We start from the raw sequence: 16,734 nt of genomic DNA, 5'->3' as shown, positions 1-16,734 counted from the left end.
ATGTATCGAACCACCCTTGCCCTCATGTTGCTGTCGCTCGGCCTGTTGAGCGGTTGCAGTCATCTCTCGCCTTTCTCCACATTGACCAAATGGGACGTGGTGTTGAGTGCCAGCGAGCAGGTAAACCCGGACCTTCATGGTCGCCCCTCTCCCGTGGTGGTGCGTTTGTTGGAGTTGCGACATGCCGCGGCCTTTGACAATGCTGATTTCTTCAGCCTGTACACCCATGCGGAGCAAACGTTGCCCAAGGATTGGTTGAGCAGTGAAGAGCTTGAACTGCGTCCGGGCGAACAATTAGCGCTCAAACTCAGGCTGCGACCTGACACGCGTTTTGTGGGGGTGCTGGCCGCCTATCGAGACCTCCCCAACGTTCAATGGCGATGGGTCGTTCCTGTCGAATCCCGGCAGTTGACCCGCACCGAGCTGATGTTGGACGAGACGGGTATTCGTGACGCTTCGCCCACGTCTGTCATGGAGGCTGAGTGATATGCACGTTCACAAGGTCATCTGGCAGGAGGGCATGTTGCTAAGGCCCCAGCATTTGCAGCACAACGACCGTTACTACCATCAACAACTCAATCGAACGCGCTTGCTGGGTGCTGATGCATGGGGGTTTCTGACGCTGGAACTCGACTTGCAAAACCTCAAGTTCGGCAAGGTCGTGGTCAACAGGGCCAGCGGTGTTTTGCCGGATGGCAGCCTGTTCGAACTGGGCGGGTCCATGGAACCCCTGGTCCTGCAAGTGCCCGCCAATTCAGGGCAGCAGGCGATTTATCTGGCGTTGCCGTTGGCGACCGGTAATCAGATTGAGGTTCGCCGCCAGGACCAACCGGATGTCCAGGCGCGTTACCTGGCTTGTGACATCGAGGTAGGAGACTCGAACGCCGGCATCGACTCCCGCTGCCATATCAGTTGCGGCCGACCTGATCTGCGCCTGCTGTTGGGAGAGCATCACAGCGACCAGCACTTCGTCAAACTCAAGGTAGCGCAGGTGGTGGACTCGACCGAAGAGGGCGGCGTGAACCTGGATATGGATTACGTGCCAACGTTCATCTTTCTTCAGGGCAGCGGGTACGTTTCGTCGTGTCTCAAGGAGGTCATCAGCCTGTTGGCCAGTCGAGGCGATGCGATTGCTGCGCGTGTTCGTGGAGAAGGGGCGGCGGCCAGTTCGGAAATCGGCGACTTGCTGATGCTGCAACTGATCAACCGCACCGAACTGGAATTGCGCCACTACTTGAGCCAGGCACAGGTTCGCCCGCAAGCGTTGTTTCAAGCATTGCTCGGGATACTGGGTGAGTTATCAACCTTTGCCAGCGACAGCCGGCGGGCGCAAGTGGAGGTGCATTACAGCCATGGCGACCAGGGCGAAAGCTTTCGCGGGTTGATGGCTGGCGTTCGTGCAGTGCTGTCGATGGTGCTGGAGCAACACGCCCTCGAGCTGACACTGCAGCAACGCCAATATGGCGTGCTGGTATGCCCGGTGAGTGACTTGAAGTTGCTGGGTACCGCCACCTTCATTCTGGCGGCCGCTGCACAGTGTGATTCGGAAGAACTGCGCCATCGACTGCCGACACATTTGAAGGTCGGGTCTGTAGAGCGAATACGCGAACTGGTCAACCTGCATCTGGCGGGTATCAAGCTCAAGCCACTGCCTGTGGCGCCGCGACAGATCCCGTTTCACGCCGGAAAAACGTATTTCATGCTTGACCTGACTGCCCGAGACATCACGCAGTTGGAGCAGTCGGGTGGTTTTGCCTTTCACGTCAGCGGTGAATTTGCAGCACTTGAACTCAACTTCTGGGCTATCAGGAACTGAACACGATGGACAGTGAATATCCGCTGGACGAAAAAACTGTTTTGCTTGATCACGAGGGGCGGGGGCCGACGCAGTCGCCGATCACGGATTTCCCGTCGCCGCCACGCTTTGAGCAACTTGAGGATCGGATGATCTATGCCGCCCGTGCCCAAGAGGAACATCGCTTCAAGATGGGCCCCAATCCCCTGGTCGTCGCGGCATGGACGTTGTTGTCCCAGGTGGTTCAGCTCAGAGGGAGTTCAGGCCGTGAAAGCATCAGCACGGTCAACGCCCGGCTGTCATCGGCCATCACTCAGTTTGAGGCCAGGGCCCTACAGTCAGGGGTTGAGAGCAGCCAAGTGATCTGTGCGCGCTATGTGATGTGCAGCGTCATTGATGAGGCGGTACTGACGACGGAGTGGGGCAATCGCAGCGATTGGTCGAAGATGAGCCTGCTGAGCCGTTTTCACAATGAAACGTTCGGCGGAGAGAAGGTTTTCCAGCTGTTGGAGCGACTCTCCCGCGACCCGGTCAAGCATCTGGTGATGCTGGAGCTGATCTACCTGTGCCTGGCCATTGGATTTGAAGGCCAATACCGGGTTATGGATCGAGGTGTGTCGCAGCTTGAAGCCGTTCGTGATGGGTTGCACCGGCAGATCCGGCAGGTACGGGGAGATCCACCCTTGGATGCTGCACCGCCGGCTAGGGCGCGTCGCAAGCGATTTCGTTTCATCTCGGCCACCTGGGTCGCGGTGTTTGCACTGACTTGCGTGCTGGTGATGTACGCAGGGTTTGCCTGGAAGCTGGGCGAGCAACGTGCGAATGCGCTGCAACCCCTTCAATTTTCGGCGTCGGAACTGACTCAGACGCCCTTGTAAACGCTGGGAGCAATAAATGAACGCACTCTTCAAGAAGGCGGGCACTGTGCTGGGCACGATATGGGTCTGGAGCTTGTTGTGGGTGCTGGCCAGCGCGGGGCTGGTGTGGTGGCTCGGGCCGCTGCTGGCCGTGGATGACGTTCGGTTCTGGCAAGGCACAACGGCTCGCTTGGTCACTATCAGCGTGCTGTTTCTGCTGTGGGGGCTGGCGATGGTGGTCGTCGGCGCGCGCCGTGCGGTCGGGCTTAACACACCTGAAGGCGAGGCACATCATCAACAACCGGCGAGGGCAGCGGACGAGCAGAGGCACGTGCGCGGTCGTTTCAAGGAAGCGCTTCAGCGATTGAAAACCTGCCCACGGTACGCGCCGCATAATGCGCGTTGGCGTAACGACCTGCCCTGGTACGTGTTGATCGGCGAACAGGGCAGTGGCAAGACGCGTCTGCTGGCGGCGGCCGGCTTGCAATCGCCGCTCGATCGAGTTGAAGCGATGCCCGGGGCTGACACTGCTCACTGTGAGTTTTACTTCGCCGATGGGGGTGTACTCATCGATACGCCAGGGCGCTACCTGACGCAACCGGACCCTGCGGTAGACGGCGTGGGCTGGTCAACGCTGTTGAACCTGCTGAGGCTGCGGCGTCGAGCGCGTCCGCTCAATGGCGTGGTGCTGACGTTGTCGGTGCAGACGCTGTTAAACGACAACGAACATGACCTGCAACACCGTGCGGGGCAGGTGCATTCGCGTCTGCAAGAGATCCGGCAGGTATTGCGCGCGGATGTTCCTGTGTATCTGGTGTTGACCCAGGCCGACAGGGTGCCGGGGTTTAGTGAGTTTTTCGATGCCGCTGTGATGGAAGACGATGACAGCGTGTTGGGCCAACGCTTTGACGCCGGCGAGACGAGCGTTGATATCGCGCAGGTACGGCAAGCCTTCGAAACGCTATTGCAGCGCCTTGGCGCGCAATTGATTACGCGGTTGCATCAGGAGCGCAATGTCGAGCGACGTGGCCAGATGCTCGATTTTCCGCAACAGGCGGCGCAAATCGGCGAGCGCTTGTGCCTGTTCGCCGAGTCGGCTTTTTCCGCGCACCGTTATCAGCGCATCAATGGTTTGCGCGGGTTCTACCTGACCTGTGCCGATGACAGGCGCAGTCACTTTGTCCAGGGGCTGTTCAATCAGGTCATCTTTGCAGAAGCTGATCTTGCCGGGTTGCAAACGCAGGAGCAGCAGCGCATCCGTCGGCATCAGGGTTTACGTGTGGCGGCTGCAGCGTTGATTGTCGGTGGGGCAGGCTGGCTATGGGCACACAGTTATTCGGTCAATGAGCAACGTTTGGCGCAATTGGCTGCGCTGGTCAGCCAGCCGTCACCTGCGCCAGAGGGGGCTGACCAGACCTTGGCGTTCCTGGCCTTGCTCGATGCGCGCCTGGCGGCGACACAGATATTTCCTCCGGCGCAACAGGTCAGTTTTACAGAGCGCGGCGGACTGTATCAGGGCGAAACGAGTCGCCCGGTCCTGTCCCGAGCCTATGAGCACGCCCTGCAACAGCCGTTGCTGAGCCGGGTCACTGCCGAGCTCGAAGACCAGGTGCGCGCAAGTCTTGGGGAGCGTCAACACCTGCTGGATAACCTGCGTGCCTACTTGATGCTCAATCTGCGTGAGCGTCGCGATAACGGGTGGCTGGCGCAGCATATGGCTACTGTCTGGTCGGCACGTTTTGCGGGGGATGCGCCCGCGCAGAAACGTCTGAATGAACATTTGGCGCGATTGCTCAAACAACCGTTCGTGGCACCCCTTGATGAGGCGTTGGTGGCGAAGGCGCGGGAGGAGCTGCGAGGCGAGTCACTGGCCGACGGGGTTTACCGGGTGCTGCGCGAACAATCACGCAATCTTGAGCCACTGCGGCTTGCGCAGGGCGAGGTCTTCGCCGGGATTGACCCACCTGTTCCGGGGTTCTACACCAAACGGTACTGGCAGTATTTCGAAGCTCAAGGCCCCAGGTTGGTGAATGCGATCGCGCAGGACAACTGGGTAATGGGCGAAGGAAGCGACTTGAGCGTGATGGATTTGCACCGCCTGATGACTGAGCTGCAACAGCGCTATTTCAGTGAGTATGCCGATACTTGGAGTGCCGCACTCGGCCGGATCAGCCTGCAGCCAACCGACACCCTCAGGCAGGATGCCGAACAGCTCGCGAACCTGACATCTGCCCGCTCGCCGTTGATGCAATTACTGCTGCTGATTCGTGATAACACCCGTCTGCTACCGGCGCATGAGCCATCTGAAAAAGCGTCTCAGCTGGGCGCGTTGGTGCAGTCGGCGGCGGTCGAGGTGCAAGCGGCAGCGTTTCCGGATTCCGCGCGTCGTGCGCTGCAACGGCGTTTCGAGCCCCTGCATCAGTTGCTCGATGAGCAGCAAAACCCCGGGGTGGAATTGACCCAGGCATTGCGCCTGCTGGACGAGTTGCACCTGCAATTGACGGCGCTGAATCGGGAGAGCTCGCCGGAGCAGGCGGCGTTTCAACGGGTAAAACGGCGGATGGAGGGGCAGCAGGATGTACTGGGCAACCTGCGTGATGCCGCCGCACGTTTACCGCTGCCGCTCGCCGGCTGGTTTGAAGGGTTGGCTGATGACAGTTGGCGCCACCTGTTAGAGGGGGCGTATACGCATGTCAACGGGCGCTATCAGAGTGAGGTGTATGGCGTTTACGCCAAGGCGATTCGCCAGCGCTACCCCTTCAACGCCCATGGAACCAGTGATGTCGCCCTCAACGACTTTCAGGAGTTCTTCAAGCCCCAAGGGGTCCTGGCTCGTTTTGTTGAAGGCTATTTGCGGCCATTTGTCGGCGTCGATGGCAGCCGCTACAAACTGCGTGGTCTGGATGGCAATAGCCTGGCTATCAACCGTTCGCTGTTGGATCAGTTGACGAAAGCTCAAACCATCCGGCGAAGTTTTTTCACCGAGGAGCAAGACGAGTTGTCTGTGCGATTCACCTTGGCGCCTTATAGCCTGGATCAGTCGGTCAGCCGCGCCACCCTGCGTCTGGGCGAGAAGCAACTGGAATATCGGCACGGTCCGATTGTGCCCATGGCGTTTGCCTGGCCGATGGAGGCAGATACCAGCTGTCCCGGGATCATTCGCTGTTGCGCCAGCTCATGGATGAGGGCCATTTGAGTGCGGTCCAGGCGCAGGCCCACCCGGCTGCCAGGGCGTTGACCCGAGCGGTCGGTGCTCATCGGTCGCTGCACCTTGAAGTGCTGGAGCTGAGCACGCGCCCGGGTGATGTGTTTCTGTTGTGCTCCGATGGGCTCTATCAAATACTCAGCCACGGTGATCTGGGGAGAGGTTTGAGCGAGGGATCACCCGTGCAGGTGCTGGACCGTTTATTCGCGAGCGCGTCATGCAGGCCTTCCCCGGATGATTTCACTGCGGTGGTGGTAAAGACATGAGAGACGGACTGGCGCCGTGCACCTTGCTCGCGGGGCGTTATCAGCTTGAACGCGAGTTGGGCCGGGGCGGTATGGGGGTGGTGTATCGCGCCCGAGATCTGTTGCACGAGCAATTTGGCGAGCCCACCCCCTGGGTGGCCGTCAAGCTGTTGGGCGAGGCGATTTCCGGGTGCCCGGATGCGCATGTGCTGCTGTACAGCGAGTTTGCCTTGACCCGCAGCCTGAGCCACGCCCGTGTGGTCCGAGCGTTTTCATTCGAGGTGGACACCCCCCGGCAGGCGGCTTTTTTCATCATGGAATTGATGCACGGTATCACCCTCGACAGGTTGCTCCAGGAGTGCCCTGAAGGATTGCCCTGGCGAGAGCTGCAACCCATGGCTGTGCAGTTATTGGAGGCACTGGCATACATCCATCAGCAACAGGTGCTGCACGGTGATATCAAACCCTCGAATATCATGGTGGGCGAAGCGGGCGTGCGTTTGTTCGATTTCGGTTTGGGCCATGGGCAAGCGCAGGTGACGGCGGGTTTGCCGAGCCTGAGCCGTAACCGTTTTAACGCCTGGACACCCGCTTACGCCGCCCCGGAACTACTCGCCGGCGGTGTTTTGACCGCCGCTTGCGACCTGTATGGCGCAGCGTGCGTGCTCTACGCGCTGGCCTATGGAAAACGCCTTGAGGATCGTCAGCTCACGCAAAAGCTCGCGCGCCCTCGGCAACTGCCCAGGCAGTGCTGGCACGCCTTGCGAGTGGCATTGTCGGTAGACCCGCAGCGCCGAAATATCAGCGTCGCGCAGCTGGCGGAGGTGTGGGGCGGGCACCGGCGATTCTGGTCCCTGTAGCAAATACTTAACTGACCAACCCATGTAACTGGCAGTACTCAGCCCAGCTTAACCCGGCCATCTGCGCGACCTCCTTGTGCACTTCCAGGCGTTGGGCTTCAAACGCGTCGGGCGAGTCGGCCGTCAACTTGAGGGTCAGCTCCCAGGCAAATAAATGCTGGCGTTCCGCTTCGGCTTCGAAGGCTTCGTGCAGGCGTTCGGCGCGGTACTGCGCCAGGGTTTCTTTCTTGGCCTGCGCCGCGAGGGGATTGAGCGTGTTCAACTGTGTGGCCACGTCCGGGTGTTCGCTTAAGAAGCGGTCCAGGGCGCGTTGGTGATTATCGCCGGGTTCTGACAAATGTTAACTCCTGTGACGATTCTCTTTGCGCCGACTACGTTTGCGTAAGCGGCGATTGATACGGTTTCGCATTGGCTCAAGCAAAAACAATAGCACGTAGGCACACAGTGCCACCGCGAGGTCCAAATCCAGCCAATCATCATCGATCACCTCGAAGAGCGGTGTGATCACGTTTTTGAGCATGAGCAATATCGTTACCGCGCACAACCACAGCAGTGCGTTGAACATTACCGGGGGTAGTGGGTTTAACAGCTTGTCGCGCATATCGAGCGAGTCTCCCTGACGTCGAGCTCCTGTACAGAATTCAACAAGCATAGCGCGAGAAAAATTATTTCTGAATAATTACAAGTGTTACGGCAAAAGTCTTTCGCTCCCGGCGTCAGGACGTGTAGCGTTACCGAGGGTTTTTCGGGCCTGCCTATCAGGGGCAGATCGCGATGGGCAGAGGGGCGGGTCATGGCGCAAACGCTGTTTAAACTTTTCCTTACTCAGCGTTTGGCGGCCTTGGCCAGTACGGAGTCGCTGCGTGCCATCCGCGAAGGGTTGTTGTGGATCCTGCCGTGCTTGCTGGTATCGGCCGGTTTTCTGATCCTGTCCGAGTGCGCGAGGGTGCTGGGTTTTGACCCGCCAGTGGTGGCGTTCCTCTCTGGCTTGCATAACCAGATCAGCTCGGTGATACCACTGCTGGTGGCGGCCTCAATCGGCTACATGCTGGCAATCCAGTACCGCTTGCCACAATTGCCCGTGGCGTTCCTTTGCCTGGCCCACGTGGTGGTGGCCACCTTTGTCTTGCGTGAATACCCGCGAGCGTCAGCCACATTCGTGCTGTTTATCGCCATTGCGTCACCCCTGATCAACGTGCCGGCAGTCGCTTGGCTGCACCGTTTCAGATGGACCCGTCTGGTCAACGAAAACCTGGTCAGTCACAACTTGCGCGGTACCATCAATATGGTGGTGCCCGGCGCGCTGACTGCGCTAGGTCTGGTGGTGCTGTTGTCGTTACTCTTGCAGATTCCCTATGTGGCCCACCTGCAGGGCCCCCAGGTACTGGACGCGCTGCAATCGCCCTATGGCAGCGGTTTGTTTGTAACGTTGATGAATTCTTTGCTGTGGTTCTTTGGGATTCATGGCGTGTATGCCATGCAGCCATTGTTTGATGTGCTGGATCAGGCCGTGGTGCTCAACGGCGCTTCACTGGCCGCAGGTGAGCCGATCAAGTACCTGCTCAACAGCGGTTTGCTGGGGTGTTTTGCGTTTATCGGTGGCTCGGGCGGCGCGTTGTGCCTGTTGCTGGCGATCCTGCTGTTTTCCAGAAGCAAGTCCATGCGACTGCTGGCAATGGCCAGTTTGCCGCTGTCGTTATTCAATGTCAGCGAAGTTTTGCTGTTCGGCTTGCCGATCATCCTCAACCCACGGCTGTTCATTCCGTTTCTGCTGGTGCCGGCGTTTAACGCGATGGTTGCGCTCATGGTGGTCCAGCTGGGTTGGGTATCGCCCGCAGTGGCCAGCGTGCCGTTTACGGCGCCGGTGTTGCTCAACGCCTACCTCAGCACCCATGGCGACCTGGCTGCCGTGGTGCTGCAACTGGCGCTGCTGGGGCTGGGGACTTTGGTGTATGCGCCGTATGTGCGCGCGATTCATCGCCAGTCCATCGAAGGCGGCACGGTGTATCTCAAGTCGCTGGACATGACCTTTCGCGGCCTCGAAGAGAAGGGCCGGTTGCGTGAGCTGGACCCGGTGCTGGCGTCTCACAGAACCCTGGCCCGCCAGGCAATCGAGCTGAGCCACATTCAGCAGATCTGCGACTATGAGTTTTACCTCGAATTCCAGCCCCAAGTCTCCACACGCACCGGCCTGTGTACCGGCTGCGAGGCCTTGATGCGTGCGCGCGACAACCAGGGCACCGTGCACTCGCCCTGGGAGTTTCTGCAGTGGCTGGCGCAGGCGCGGTTGATGCCTGACGTGGACGTGTGGGTCGCTTCACAGGCGGTGCGCCAGTATCAGAAATGGCAGAAAATCGGCTTTGCCCTGCCGATGACGATCAACATTTCCAGTGCCACCCTGACGAACGCCGCCCACGGCGATCGCCTGGTGGAAATTCTGGCGCAGGCCCATGGGCAAGTGTCGGTGGAAATCACCGAGGATGCGCTGGTCAGCGACGTTCCAGCCACGCGCCAGACCATCCAGAAACTGCAAGCGATTGGCGCCAAGGTGTATATCGATGATTTTGGCACCGGGTTTTCTGCATTGAGTTACCTGCACCAGTTTCCGGTGGACTTCATCAAGATCGACCGCAGTTTTGTGGTGGCTCAGCACGACCCCAAGGGCGCCCGGGTACTGACCGGCATGTTGCGTTTTTGCGAGGCGCTGAACCTGGGCGTGGTGGTTGAGGGTGTGGAAACCGCCGAGCAGTTGGCCTTTCTGAATACCGGCACTGAGCTGTTTATTCAGGGCTGGTATTTCAGCAAGGCGCTGCCAGGCGATCAGGTGCAAGGCTTCGTGCGCGAGCGCGCACAGACGCAAGGTTAGGCCTGGGTAGTGGCATAATCGCGTCGGGTCTGCTCGATCTCTTCGACCAAACCATCGATCCTCGCCAAGCGCGCGCGGTTGTCGTGATCCCACGGATGAAAACCCGGCTTGAAGTAGTGCAACCACGGCCGCAGCATGCGCGGGAACACGCCCCTGGGGCCGTAGAGAAACTTGAGCGTCCGCCAGAACCCCTTCACGTGCCCACCCGACTTGCGATCGGCGATGAGCAGGCGCAGGTGGAAGTCAAACACCACCAGCCAGAAGAACAGGGTGGTGGTCAGCATGGTCCCGGTGCGCAGCAGATAACGCCCCGGCCCGGGTTTGATCACGCTATTCCACACATCGAAGGCCACGGCTTTGTGCTCGGTTTCTTCCAGGGCATGCCAGTACCACATTTGTTGATAGCCCTTGAGGGATTTGCCAAATCGCGAGGGGTCGCTGAGCAGAATTTCCGCAAGCATTGCCGTGTAATGCTCAAGGGCGATGGTGACCGCGAGGTTGAAGGCTGGCGGCAGGTGTTTTTTCTGCAGGTCGAGGATGAATTTGAGGCGTCGGTCCAGGGTATGGGCGGGCAGACCAGCGGCTTGCAGCAGGTCGTTGTAAGCGACGTGTTCGCGGCTGTGCATGGCTTCCTGGCCGATGAAACCCTGAATCTCTTTCTTCAGGTCCGGGTCATCGATGCGTTGGCGATAGTGGCGCACGCTGTCCATGAAAAACAGCTCGCCCTGGGGAAACAGCAACGACAACGCGTTGAAAAAGTGGGTGATGAAGGGGCCTTGTTCGTGCCAGTCCTTGATGTGCTCGGCAGGCAAGGCGAAACGGATATCGCGACGGATCGGCAACATGGTGCGTACTCCTGTTCAGAGACGGGGTTCGTCGTTGGTTTCAAACACCGGCGTGCGGTGTTTGGGCGCCATACGTTTGCTGGCAAATACCACCAACGCCTGATAGGCCGCCGGCAAAACGCGCGCGAGCACGTCGAGAAAATAGGCATCGCGGCCGATCAATACGCGGCGTTTATTCTTGCGCACGCCTTGCAGGATCACTTTGGCGGCGGTGTCGGCATCGGTGATAAACAGCTTTTCAAAATCGGCGCGGGCCTGTTGCTCGCTCTGGATCAAAAAGCCGGTCATGTTCGCGTCGATGCGGCTGCTGCGGCAGATATCGGTGCGAATGCCACCGGGGTGCACGCAGGTGGCGGACACGCCGCAGCGTTGCAGGTCGAGTTCCTGGCGCAGGGATTCGGTGAAGCCGCGCACGGCGAATTTGGTGGCGTTGTAGCCGCTCATGCCGGGTTGGGCAAACAGCCCAAATACGCTGGAGGTATTGATGATGTGGCCGTCGCCGCTGGCTTTCAAATGGGGCAGGAACGCCTTGGTGCCGTGCACCACGCCCCAGAAGTTGATGCCGACTATCCATTCAAGGTCGGCATAGTCCACACCTTCGACGGTGCTCGACAGCGCCACCCCGGCATTGTTGAACACCAGGTTGACCTCGCCGTGATCCACCACACAGCGCGCGGCCCAGTCCTCCATGGCCTGGCGGTCGGACACATCCAGCACCTGGGTGGTGATCATGACTGGCGACAGTGTCGAGGTCTTGATCAGCGCTCGAGTGTGCTCCAGCCCTTGGCTGTTCTTGTCTGCGAGGGCCAGGTGGCAGCCTTCTCGCGCCAACGCCAGGGCCAGGGCGCGGCCCATGCCGGACGCCGCACCGGTAATCGCCGCCACGCGGCCGTTGAATGACTTCATGACAAGCTCCCTTCAGCGGTGGAGTGAGGCGTCGCCACCGGGCGGGGCGCGGGGTTGAGCGCAAGCGGGCTGGCCACATAGTCCTTGAGTGCAAAGTGCCGGGTCACCCGCTTGAAACCCCAGGTGGAACCCGGCCACAGCGTGGTGTTCTTGCCGGTGCGCGGGTCGAGGTACCAGCTTTGGCAGCCGCCGGTGTTCCAGATGGTGCGCTTGAGCTGGTCCTGCAATTGCGTGTTGTAGGCCTGTTCCACTGCGGGTTTGACGTCGACGCTGGCGATGCGCCGTTGCTGCATTTGCTTCAGTGCATCAAGGATGTAGGTGACCTGCGCCTCGATCATCAGAATCATCGAGTTATGCCCCAGGCCGGTGTTCGGCCCGACGATCAGGAACAGGTTCGGATAGCCCGGCACCGTGGTGCCTTTATAGGCATGCGCGCCGTCGCGCCAGGCGTCCATCAGGTCGACCCCGTCACGGCCGATGATGCAATCGCGAGGCATGGGGTCAGTGGCCTGAAAGCCGGTGCCGAAGATCAGGCAGTCGGCCGGGTGCTTGATGCCGTCAGCGGTGATCACGCCATCGGCTTCGATGCGCAGGACCTTGTCGGTCACCACCTCGACATTGCTGCGTGACAGCGCCGGGTAATAGTCGTTGGAGATCAGTATGCGTTTGCAGCCAATGGTGTAGTCCGGCGTGAGCGCCTTGCGCAGAGTAGGACGGGCCACCTGTTTGTGCAGGTGACGTGTGGCAATGCTTTGCACCATTTTCATCAGGCGCGGGTGCAACGCGAAGCCGATCACGCGACCTTCCAGCGCCCAGTAAAAGGCGCCGCGCACCAGGCGCTGGGTGAAGGGCAGGTGTTTGAAGAACCAGCGTTCGACCGCTGAAATCGCGCGGTCCGGCTTGGGCATGATCCACGGCGGTGTGCGCTGGAACAGGTCCAGGTGCGCCACTTGCGGTGCAATCTGCGGCACGAATTGAATGGCGCTGGCGCCGGTGCCGATCACCGCCACGCGTTTGCCCTTCAGCGAATAGGCGTGGTCCCACTGCTGGGAGTGGAAGCGCTTGCCCTTGAAGCTGTCGAGCCCCGGAATATCCGGCAGCGCCGGGCGCGACAACCCGCCCATGCCCGACACCAGCACCCGCGCGCTGACTTGGCGGCCATCGCTGAAACTTAACTGCCAACGTTGCTGCTGTTCATCAAACACCGCGCGCTCAAGGCCCATGCCGAAACGCAGGTAAGGCGCCAATTCAAAACGCTCGGCGCACGTCTCGAGGTACGCGCGGATCTCCGCCTGCGGCGCGAATTGCCGTGTCCAGTCCGGGTTGGGCGCGAACGAAAACGAGTACACATGGGACTGCACGTCACACGCGCAACCCGGGTAGTGGTTGTCGCGCCAGGTGCCGCCGAGGGTGTCGGCCTGCTCGGCAATAAAGAAGTCGGTAAGCCCGGCTTCCTTGAGTTTGATCGCCATACACAGGCCGGCAAAACCTGAACCGATGATGGCGATGTCGATTGAATCGCTGGGGGCAGTCATAGGCAGAGCCTCATGGGTAAGCGTTTCGCGGGCATCGGATGTGCTCCTGTTTTTTTGTTGTGTCTTTTAGATAGAACACCATTGCAATGGAAAAATGAATTATTTATTTTAAAAAAGATTTTAAATAATCTACCTGAAAAAATCGCCTACGCTAGGGCCTTGTTCCGCATACGCGACTTGTCCGACGGACGAGCACGGTGTGCAGGACGTTAAGGTCCAGGGTGTGGACGATGGCTGAGGCCTCTACCAATTCCGGTCGGGTCGCCAGCAGCAGGGAAGCAGAGGACCGAGCTATGGCTGTCGAGTGGGTAGTCGCTGCAGGTGTGGTGGTGGGTGCGAGCGTCGTGTTGTGGGCCTTCAGTGCCTTGATGACACGGCGTATTGAAACCACCGTTCCGATCAACGGGCGCTTTGTCGAGGTGGACGGCGAGCGCTTTCATTATGTCGATGAGGGCAAAGGCCCGCCGCTGGTCATGATTCATGGGCTGATGGGCAGCAGTCGCAACCTGACGTATGCCTTGTCCGGCCAATTGCGTGAGCGCTTTCGGGTCATCACCCTCGACCGTCCGGGCTCGGGCTATTCGACCCGGCATTCCGGGACAGCCGCCGACCTGCCGGCCCAGGCTCGTCAGGTGGCCAGCTTTATCAAGACGCTCGACCTGGATAGACCGCTGGTGCTGGGGCATTCCCTCGGCGGGGCGATTGCGCTGTCACTGGCGCTTGACCATCCGCATGCGGTATCCGGTTTGATCCTGGTGGCGCCGTTGACCCATCCCCAACGCCTGCTGCCGCTGGTGTTCCTGTCACTGGCGGTGCGCCCGGCATGGTTGCGGCGCTGGATATCACACACCTTGACCCTGCCCGTCGGGCTGCTCACCAAGGGCTCGGTAGTGAAGGGCGTGTTCGCCCCGGATGCCGCGCCTGCAGACTTCGCCACGCGCGGCGGCGGCTTGCTCGGTATGCGTCCTGACAACTTCTACGCCGCCTCCACCGAGATCAACACGGTCAACGATCACCTGCCGGACATGGTCAAGCGTTACCCGCAACTGACCTTGCCGATCGGGTTGATTTACGGCGCCCAAGACAAGGTGCTCGACTTCCAGAGACATGGCCAGGCCCTGGCCAGCAAGGTGCCGGGGCTGAAGCTGCAGGTGGTGGAGGGGCGCGGGCATATGTTGCCGATCACCGCGACAGAGCGCGTGGCCGCGGTGGTGGAGCAGGTTGCCAAGCGTGTCCGGCCAACGCAAAGCGCCACGGTGCTGCACCCGTCCTTTGCCCATGCAAGTAAATAATTATGCGACCCGACTCGCGGTTCAACGGCGTCAATGCCTGCTTTAGACACCTGACCAAACGGCTGAAAAAGAGACTGCCCGGTCACGTAAAAAAGCCACCAAGAAACTAGTTGACGACCTAACGATTCCGCGCTATTTATTTAAAAAAATTATTTCAATGTCTAATTTGAAACAATTTTTGCAGTGCCTAAGAGCGAATAAAATAATGAAAAAAACGTCTTTTATCGCATGGTTGAATTCTCGGGGCAGTCAGTGCTCCCTGAACCTGTTTACCGCTTCCCTTGTTTGCCTGCCAACCCGCTGTGTGCGGAGGATGCCATGAGTCAGACCCTGGCAACCGCGAACGTCTGGACCGACGGCAAGCGTCACCTCTGGTGGCTCGGCATCATGCCCCTCGCCACTCCGCTCCTCTCTGGCGCATTGGCGATCACCACGGGTGTGCAGCAACTGTGGTGGGTCGGCGTACTGGTGATCTTCGGCTTGATCCCGTTGATCGACGGCCTGCTCGGCGAAGACGTCAGCAACCCGCCCGAATCCGCCGTCAGCAATCTTGAATCCCAAAGCTACTACCGCTGGATCGTCTACACCGGCGTGGTGTTTGTCATCTCCTCCGTGATCGTCACCGGCTGGCTTGCCGCCGGCGGCATCGACTGGATCATCGGCGGCGGCCTGCTTAACGCCACGGCAACCCTCGACCCGTCAAGCGGCCTGGCGAAGGCGGCCGCTTTCATCACCGCCCGCACCGAGCTGCACGGCAGCATCAGCGGGTTCACCTACCTGGGCATGGCGATGTCCACCGGTGCCGCGACCGGCATTGCGATCAACACCGCCCACGAACTGGGGCACAAACCCAAGCCGCTGGAAGTGTTCTTGGCCAAGGTCACCCTGGCGCCGACGTTCTACGGGCACTTCTACACCGAACACAACCGCGGCCATCACGTACGCGTGGCCACCCCGGAAGACCCGGCGAGCTCGCGCCTGGGTGAAAGTTTCTGGGCATTCCTGCCGCGCTCGGTGTGGTTCAGCGCGGTGTCGGCCTGGAACCTGGAGCGCGAACGCCTGCGCAAACTCGGCTTGCCGGCTCTGCATTGGAAAAACGCGGTGCTCAGCGCCTGGACGTACAGCCTGGTGCTGTGGGGCGCGATGATCGTGTGGCTGGGGGCGGCGGTGATTCCGTTCCTGATCATTCAGGGTATCTACGGGTTCTCGCTGCTGGAAGTGGTGAACTATGTCGAACACTACGGGCTTAAACGTCAAAAGTTGCCCAATGGCCGTTATGAGCGTTGCTCGCCTCGGCACTCGTGGAACAGCAATCGAATTGTGACCAACATCTTTTTGTTCCAACTTCAACGTCACTCCGATCACCACGCCAACCCCACCCGCAGTTATCAATCGTTGCGCCACTTTGATGAGTCACCGCAACTGCCTTATGGTTATGCGAGCATGATTGTTTGGGCTTATGTACCGTACTTATGGCGCCGTCGGATGGATCATCGAGTGCTCAATCACTATGCCGGTGATATCAGCCTGACCAATCTTCAGCCGTCACAACGTTTGAAGTATCTGGAGAAGTACAGCAACAGTGCCAAACCGTTTTGACATGAATTAAATATAAGTAAGCGTTCTCGTGGCTTATCTGCCGCGCAGGGTGTTATCGCCCATGATTTAACGGTTTTATTGCAAGAAAGTTGTTTGACCCTACAACAATAACTTCAAGGGAAGGACGTACACCATGCAAAGCCCTGCCACGTTCACCGCGCATATCCTGTTGGCTGCCCTCGGGCTGATTGTTTACCAACAGGCCCAAGCCGCCCGTATTGAGCCGGCGGGCAGTGCGTTCACGGCCCAAGGTCCGATCAGCTTTTCCAAGGGTGCATTGATCAGCGCCGACTGCACCATCAAGGTGGCCGGCAACGTAGCGCCCGATGGTTCATCGGTGAATGTCGACAAAGTTGAATTCGACGGCGGCCTCAAGTGCAGCCGGGTAGAAGCCATCAACTTGCCGTGGGTACTGGTTGCCAAAGATACAAAAAGCGGTTCCATGTCGAAGATCAGCGTTGATGTTCACGCGTTTGGCCTGGGTGGCAAGTGCGGCCCGTCAACCGCCGACGGGACGTGGGATAACGCCACCGGCAAGTTGGAAGCCGTCAATGTGCCCATCGGCGAAGACTGCAAGATAAAGACGGTGTCAATCAAGATGCCGCCAAACTTCAAAGTGGTTGAATAAAGAAATCCGAATGTTGTAGCGGTATAGGTATTGAAATTTGGCTGGAAAGGGAAGTTCTGCAGTTTCACCGTGACCTCTCGTTCATGGCCATTACCCCTGGC

At 59.4% G+C, this 16,734-nt stretch carries 14 protein-coding genes and 1 pseudogene; 10 read left to right on the top strand and 5 right to left on the bottom strand.

What is annotated here, in order from left to right; translation table 11 throughout:
- The 6 genes and pseudogenes from tssJ (at position 1) to BFW87_RS27685 (ending at position 6,962) form a co-directional block, all read left to right on the top strand.
- The gene (tssJ, locus tag BFW87_RS27710) at positions 1-486 is read left to right on the top strand and encodes a type VI secretion system lipoprotein TssJ (RefSeq protein WP_078742900.1); all 486 of its coding nucleotides are present in this window, start codon (positions 1-3) and stop codon (positions 484-486) included.
- A gap of 1 nt (position 487) precedes the next feature.
- Complete coding sequence (gene tssK / locus BFW87_RS27705) at positions 488-1,816, top strand: type VI secretion system baseplate subunit TssK (protein WP_078742899.1); 1,329 nt, start codon at positions 488-490, stop codon at positions 1,814-1,816.
- A 5-nt stretch (positions 1,817-1,821) separates the two neighbouring features.
- Positions 1,822-2,673, top strand: a complete 852-nt coding sequence (icmH, locus tag BFW87_RS27700) for a type IVB secretion system protein IcmH/DotU (RefSeq protein WP_078742898.1) — start codon at positions 1,822-1,824, stop codon at positions 2,671-2,673.
- A gap of 16 nt (positions 2,674-2,689) precedes the next feature.
- Positions 2,690-5,848: a type VI secretion system membrane subunit TssM gene (gene tssM / locus BFW87_RS27695; protein ID WP_078742897.1), complete on the top strand. Its 3,159-nt coding sequence runs from the start codon at positions 2,690-2,692 to the stop codon at positions 5,846-5,848.
- Positions 5,791-6,123, top strand: a pseudogene (locus BFW87_RS32390) (PP2C family protein-serine/threonine phosphatase); the annotation flags it as partial. The gene tssM and the pseudogene BFW87_RS32390, both read left to right, overlap by 58 nt.
- Entirely contained in the window at positions 6,120-6,962 is an 843-nt protein-coding gene (locus BFW87_RS27685) for a serine/threonine-protein kinase (protein ID WP_078742896.1), read from the top strand. The pseudogene BFW87_RS32390 and the gene BFW87_RS27685, both read left to right, overlap by 4 nt.
- Before the next feature lie 7 nt (positions 6,963-6,969).
- On the opposite strand, the gene BFW87_RS27680 is transcribed toward BFW87_RS27685, so the two are convergent.
- Both BFW87_RS27680 and BFW87_RS27675 read right to left on the bottom strand, forming a co-directional pair.
- Entirely contained in the window at positions 6,970-7,299 is a 330-nt protein-coding gene (locus BFW87_RS27680; protein ID WP_078742895.1) for a DUF6388 family protein, read from the bottom strand.
- Between the two features lie 3 nt (positions 7,300-7,302).
- Positions 7,303-7,563: a hypothetical protein gene (locus BFW87_RS27675; protein ID WP_078742894.1), complete on the bottom strand. Its 261-nt coding sequence runs from the start codon at positions 7,561-7,563 to the stop codon at positions 7,303-7,305.
- Positions 7,564-7,755: 192 nt separating this feature from the next.
- Here BFW87_RS27675 and BFW87_RS27670 point away from each other — a divergent pair, with 192 nt between their 5' ends.
- A complete protein-coding gene (locus tag BFW87_RS27670) occupies positions 7,756-9,828 on the top strand; it encodes a PTS sugar transporter subunit IIC/EAL domain-containing protein (protein WP_078742893.1) in 2,073 nt (690 codons plus the stop codon).
- On the opposite strand, the gene BFW87_RS27665 is transcribed toward BFW87_RS27670, so the two are convergent.
- From BFW87_RS27665 to BFW87_RS27655, 3 genes are read right to left on the bottom strand one after another with little or no spacing between them, the layout of a single operon-like run.
- Complete coding sequence (locus tag BFW87_RS27665) at positions 9,825-10,673, bottom strand: metal-dependent hydrolase (protein WP_078742892.1); 849 nt, start codon at positions 10,671-10,673, stop codon at positions 9,825-9,827. The genes BFW87_RS27670 and BFW87_RS27665 overlap by 4 nt on opposite strands.
- A 15-nt stretch (positions 10,674-10,688) precedes the next feature.
- The gene (locus tag BFW87_RS27660; RefSeq protein WP_078742891.1) at positions 10,689-11,579 is read right to left on the bottom strand and encodes an SDR family NAD(P)-dependent oxidoreductase; all 891 of its coding nucleotides are present in this window, start codon (positions 11,577-11,579) and stop codon (positions 10,689-10,691) included.
- Positions 11,576-13,114, bottom strand: coding sequence for a flavin-containing monooxygenase (locus BFW87_RS27655; RefSeq protein ID WP_078742890.1), 1,539 nt, complete (start codon positions 13,112-13,114; stop codon positions 11,576-11,578). Before BFW87_RS27655 ends, BFW87_RS27660 begins: the two co-directional genes overlap by 4 nt.
- Positions 13,115-13,407: 293 nt before the next feature.
- Between BFW87_RS27655 and BFW87_RS27650 the strand changes: the two genes are divergently transcribed.
- The 3 genes from BFW87_RS27650 (at position 13,408) to praA (ending at position 16,633) form a co-directional block, all read left to right on the top strand.
- On the top strand, positions 13,408-14,406 hold the full coding sequence (locus BFW87_RS27650) for an alpha/beta fold hydrolase (RefSeq protein ID WP_078742889.1): 999 nt from the start codon (positions 13,408-13,410) through the stop codon (positions 14,404-14,406).
- Positions 14,407-14,724: 318 nt separating this feature from the next.
- Complete coding sequence (locus BFW87_RS27645; protein ID WP_078742888.1) at positions 14,725-16,005, top strand: alkane 1-monooxygenase; 1,281 nt, start codon at positions 14,725-14,727, stop codon at positions 16,003-16,005.
- A 133-nt stretch (positions 16,006-16,138) separates the two neighbouring features.
- Positions 16,139-16,633 carry an alkane oxidation protein activator PraA gene (gene praA / locus BFW87_RS27640; protein ID WP_078742887.1) on the top strand — a complete coding sequence of 165 codons (495 nt, stop codon included), beginning with the start codon at positions 16,139-16,141 and terminating at the stop codon, positions 16,631-16,633.
- The last annotated feature ends 101 nt before the right edge of the window (positions 16,634-16,734 follow it).

The organism is Pseudomonas fluorescens, from assembly GCF_002022275.1.
Classification (GTDB): domain Bacteria; phylum Pseudomonadota; class Gammaproteobacteria; order Pseudomonadales; family Pseudomonadaceae; genus Aquipseudomonas; species Aquipseudomonas fluorescens_AJ.
The sequence above is the reverse complement of the archived record's forward strand: the minus strand, read 5'-3'. Positions and strand labels throughout refer to the sequence as shown.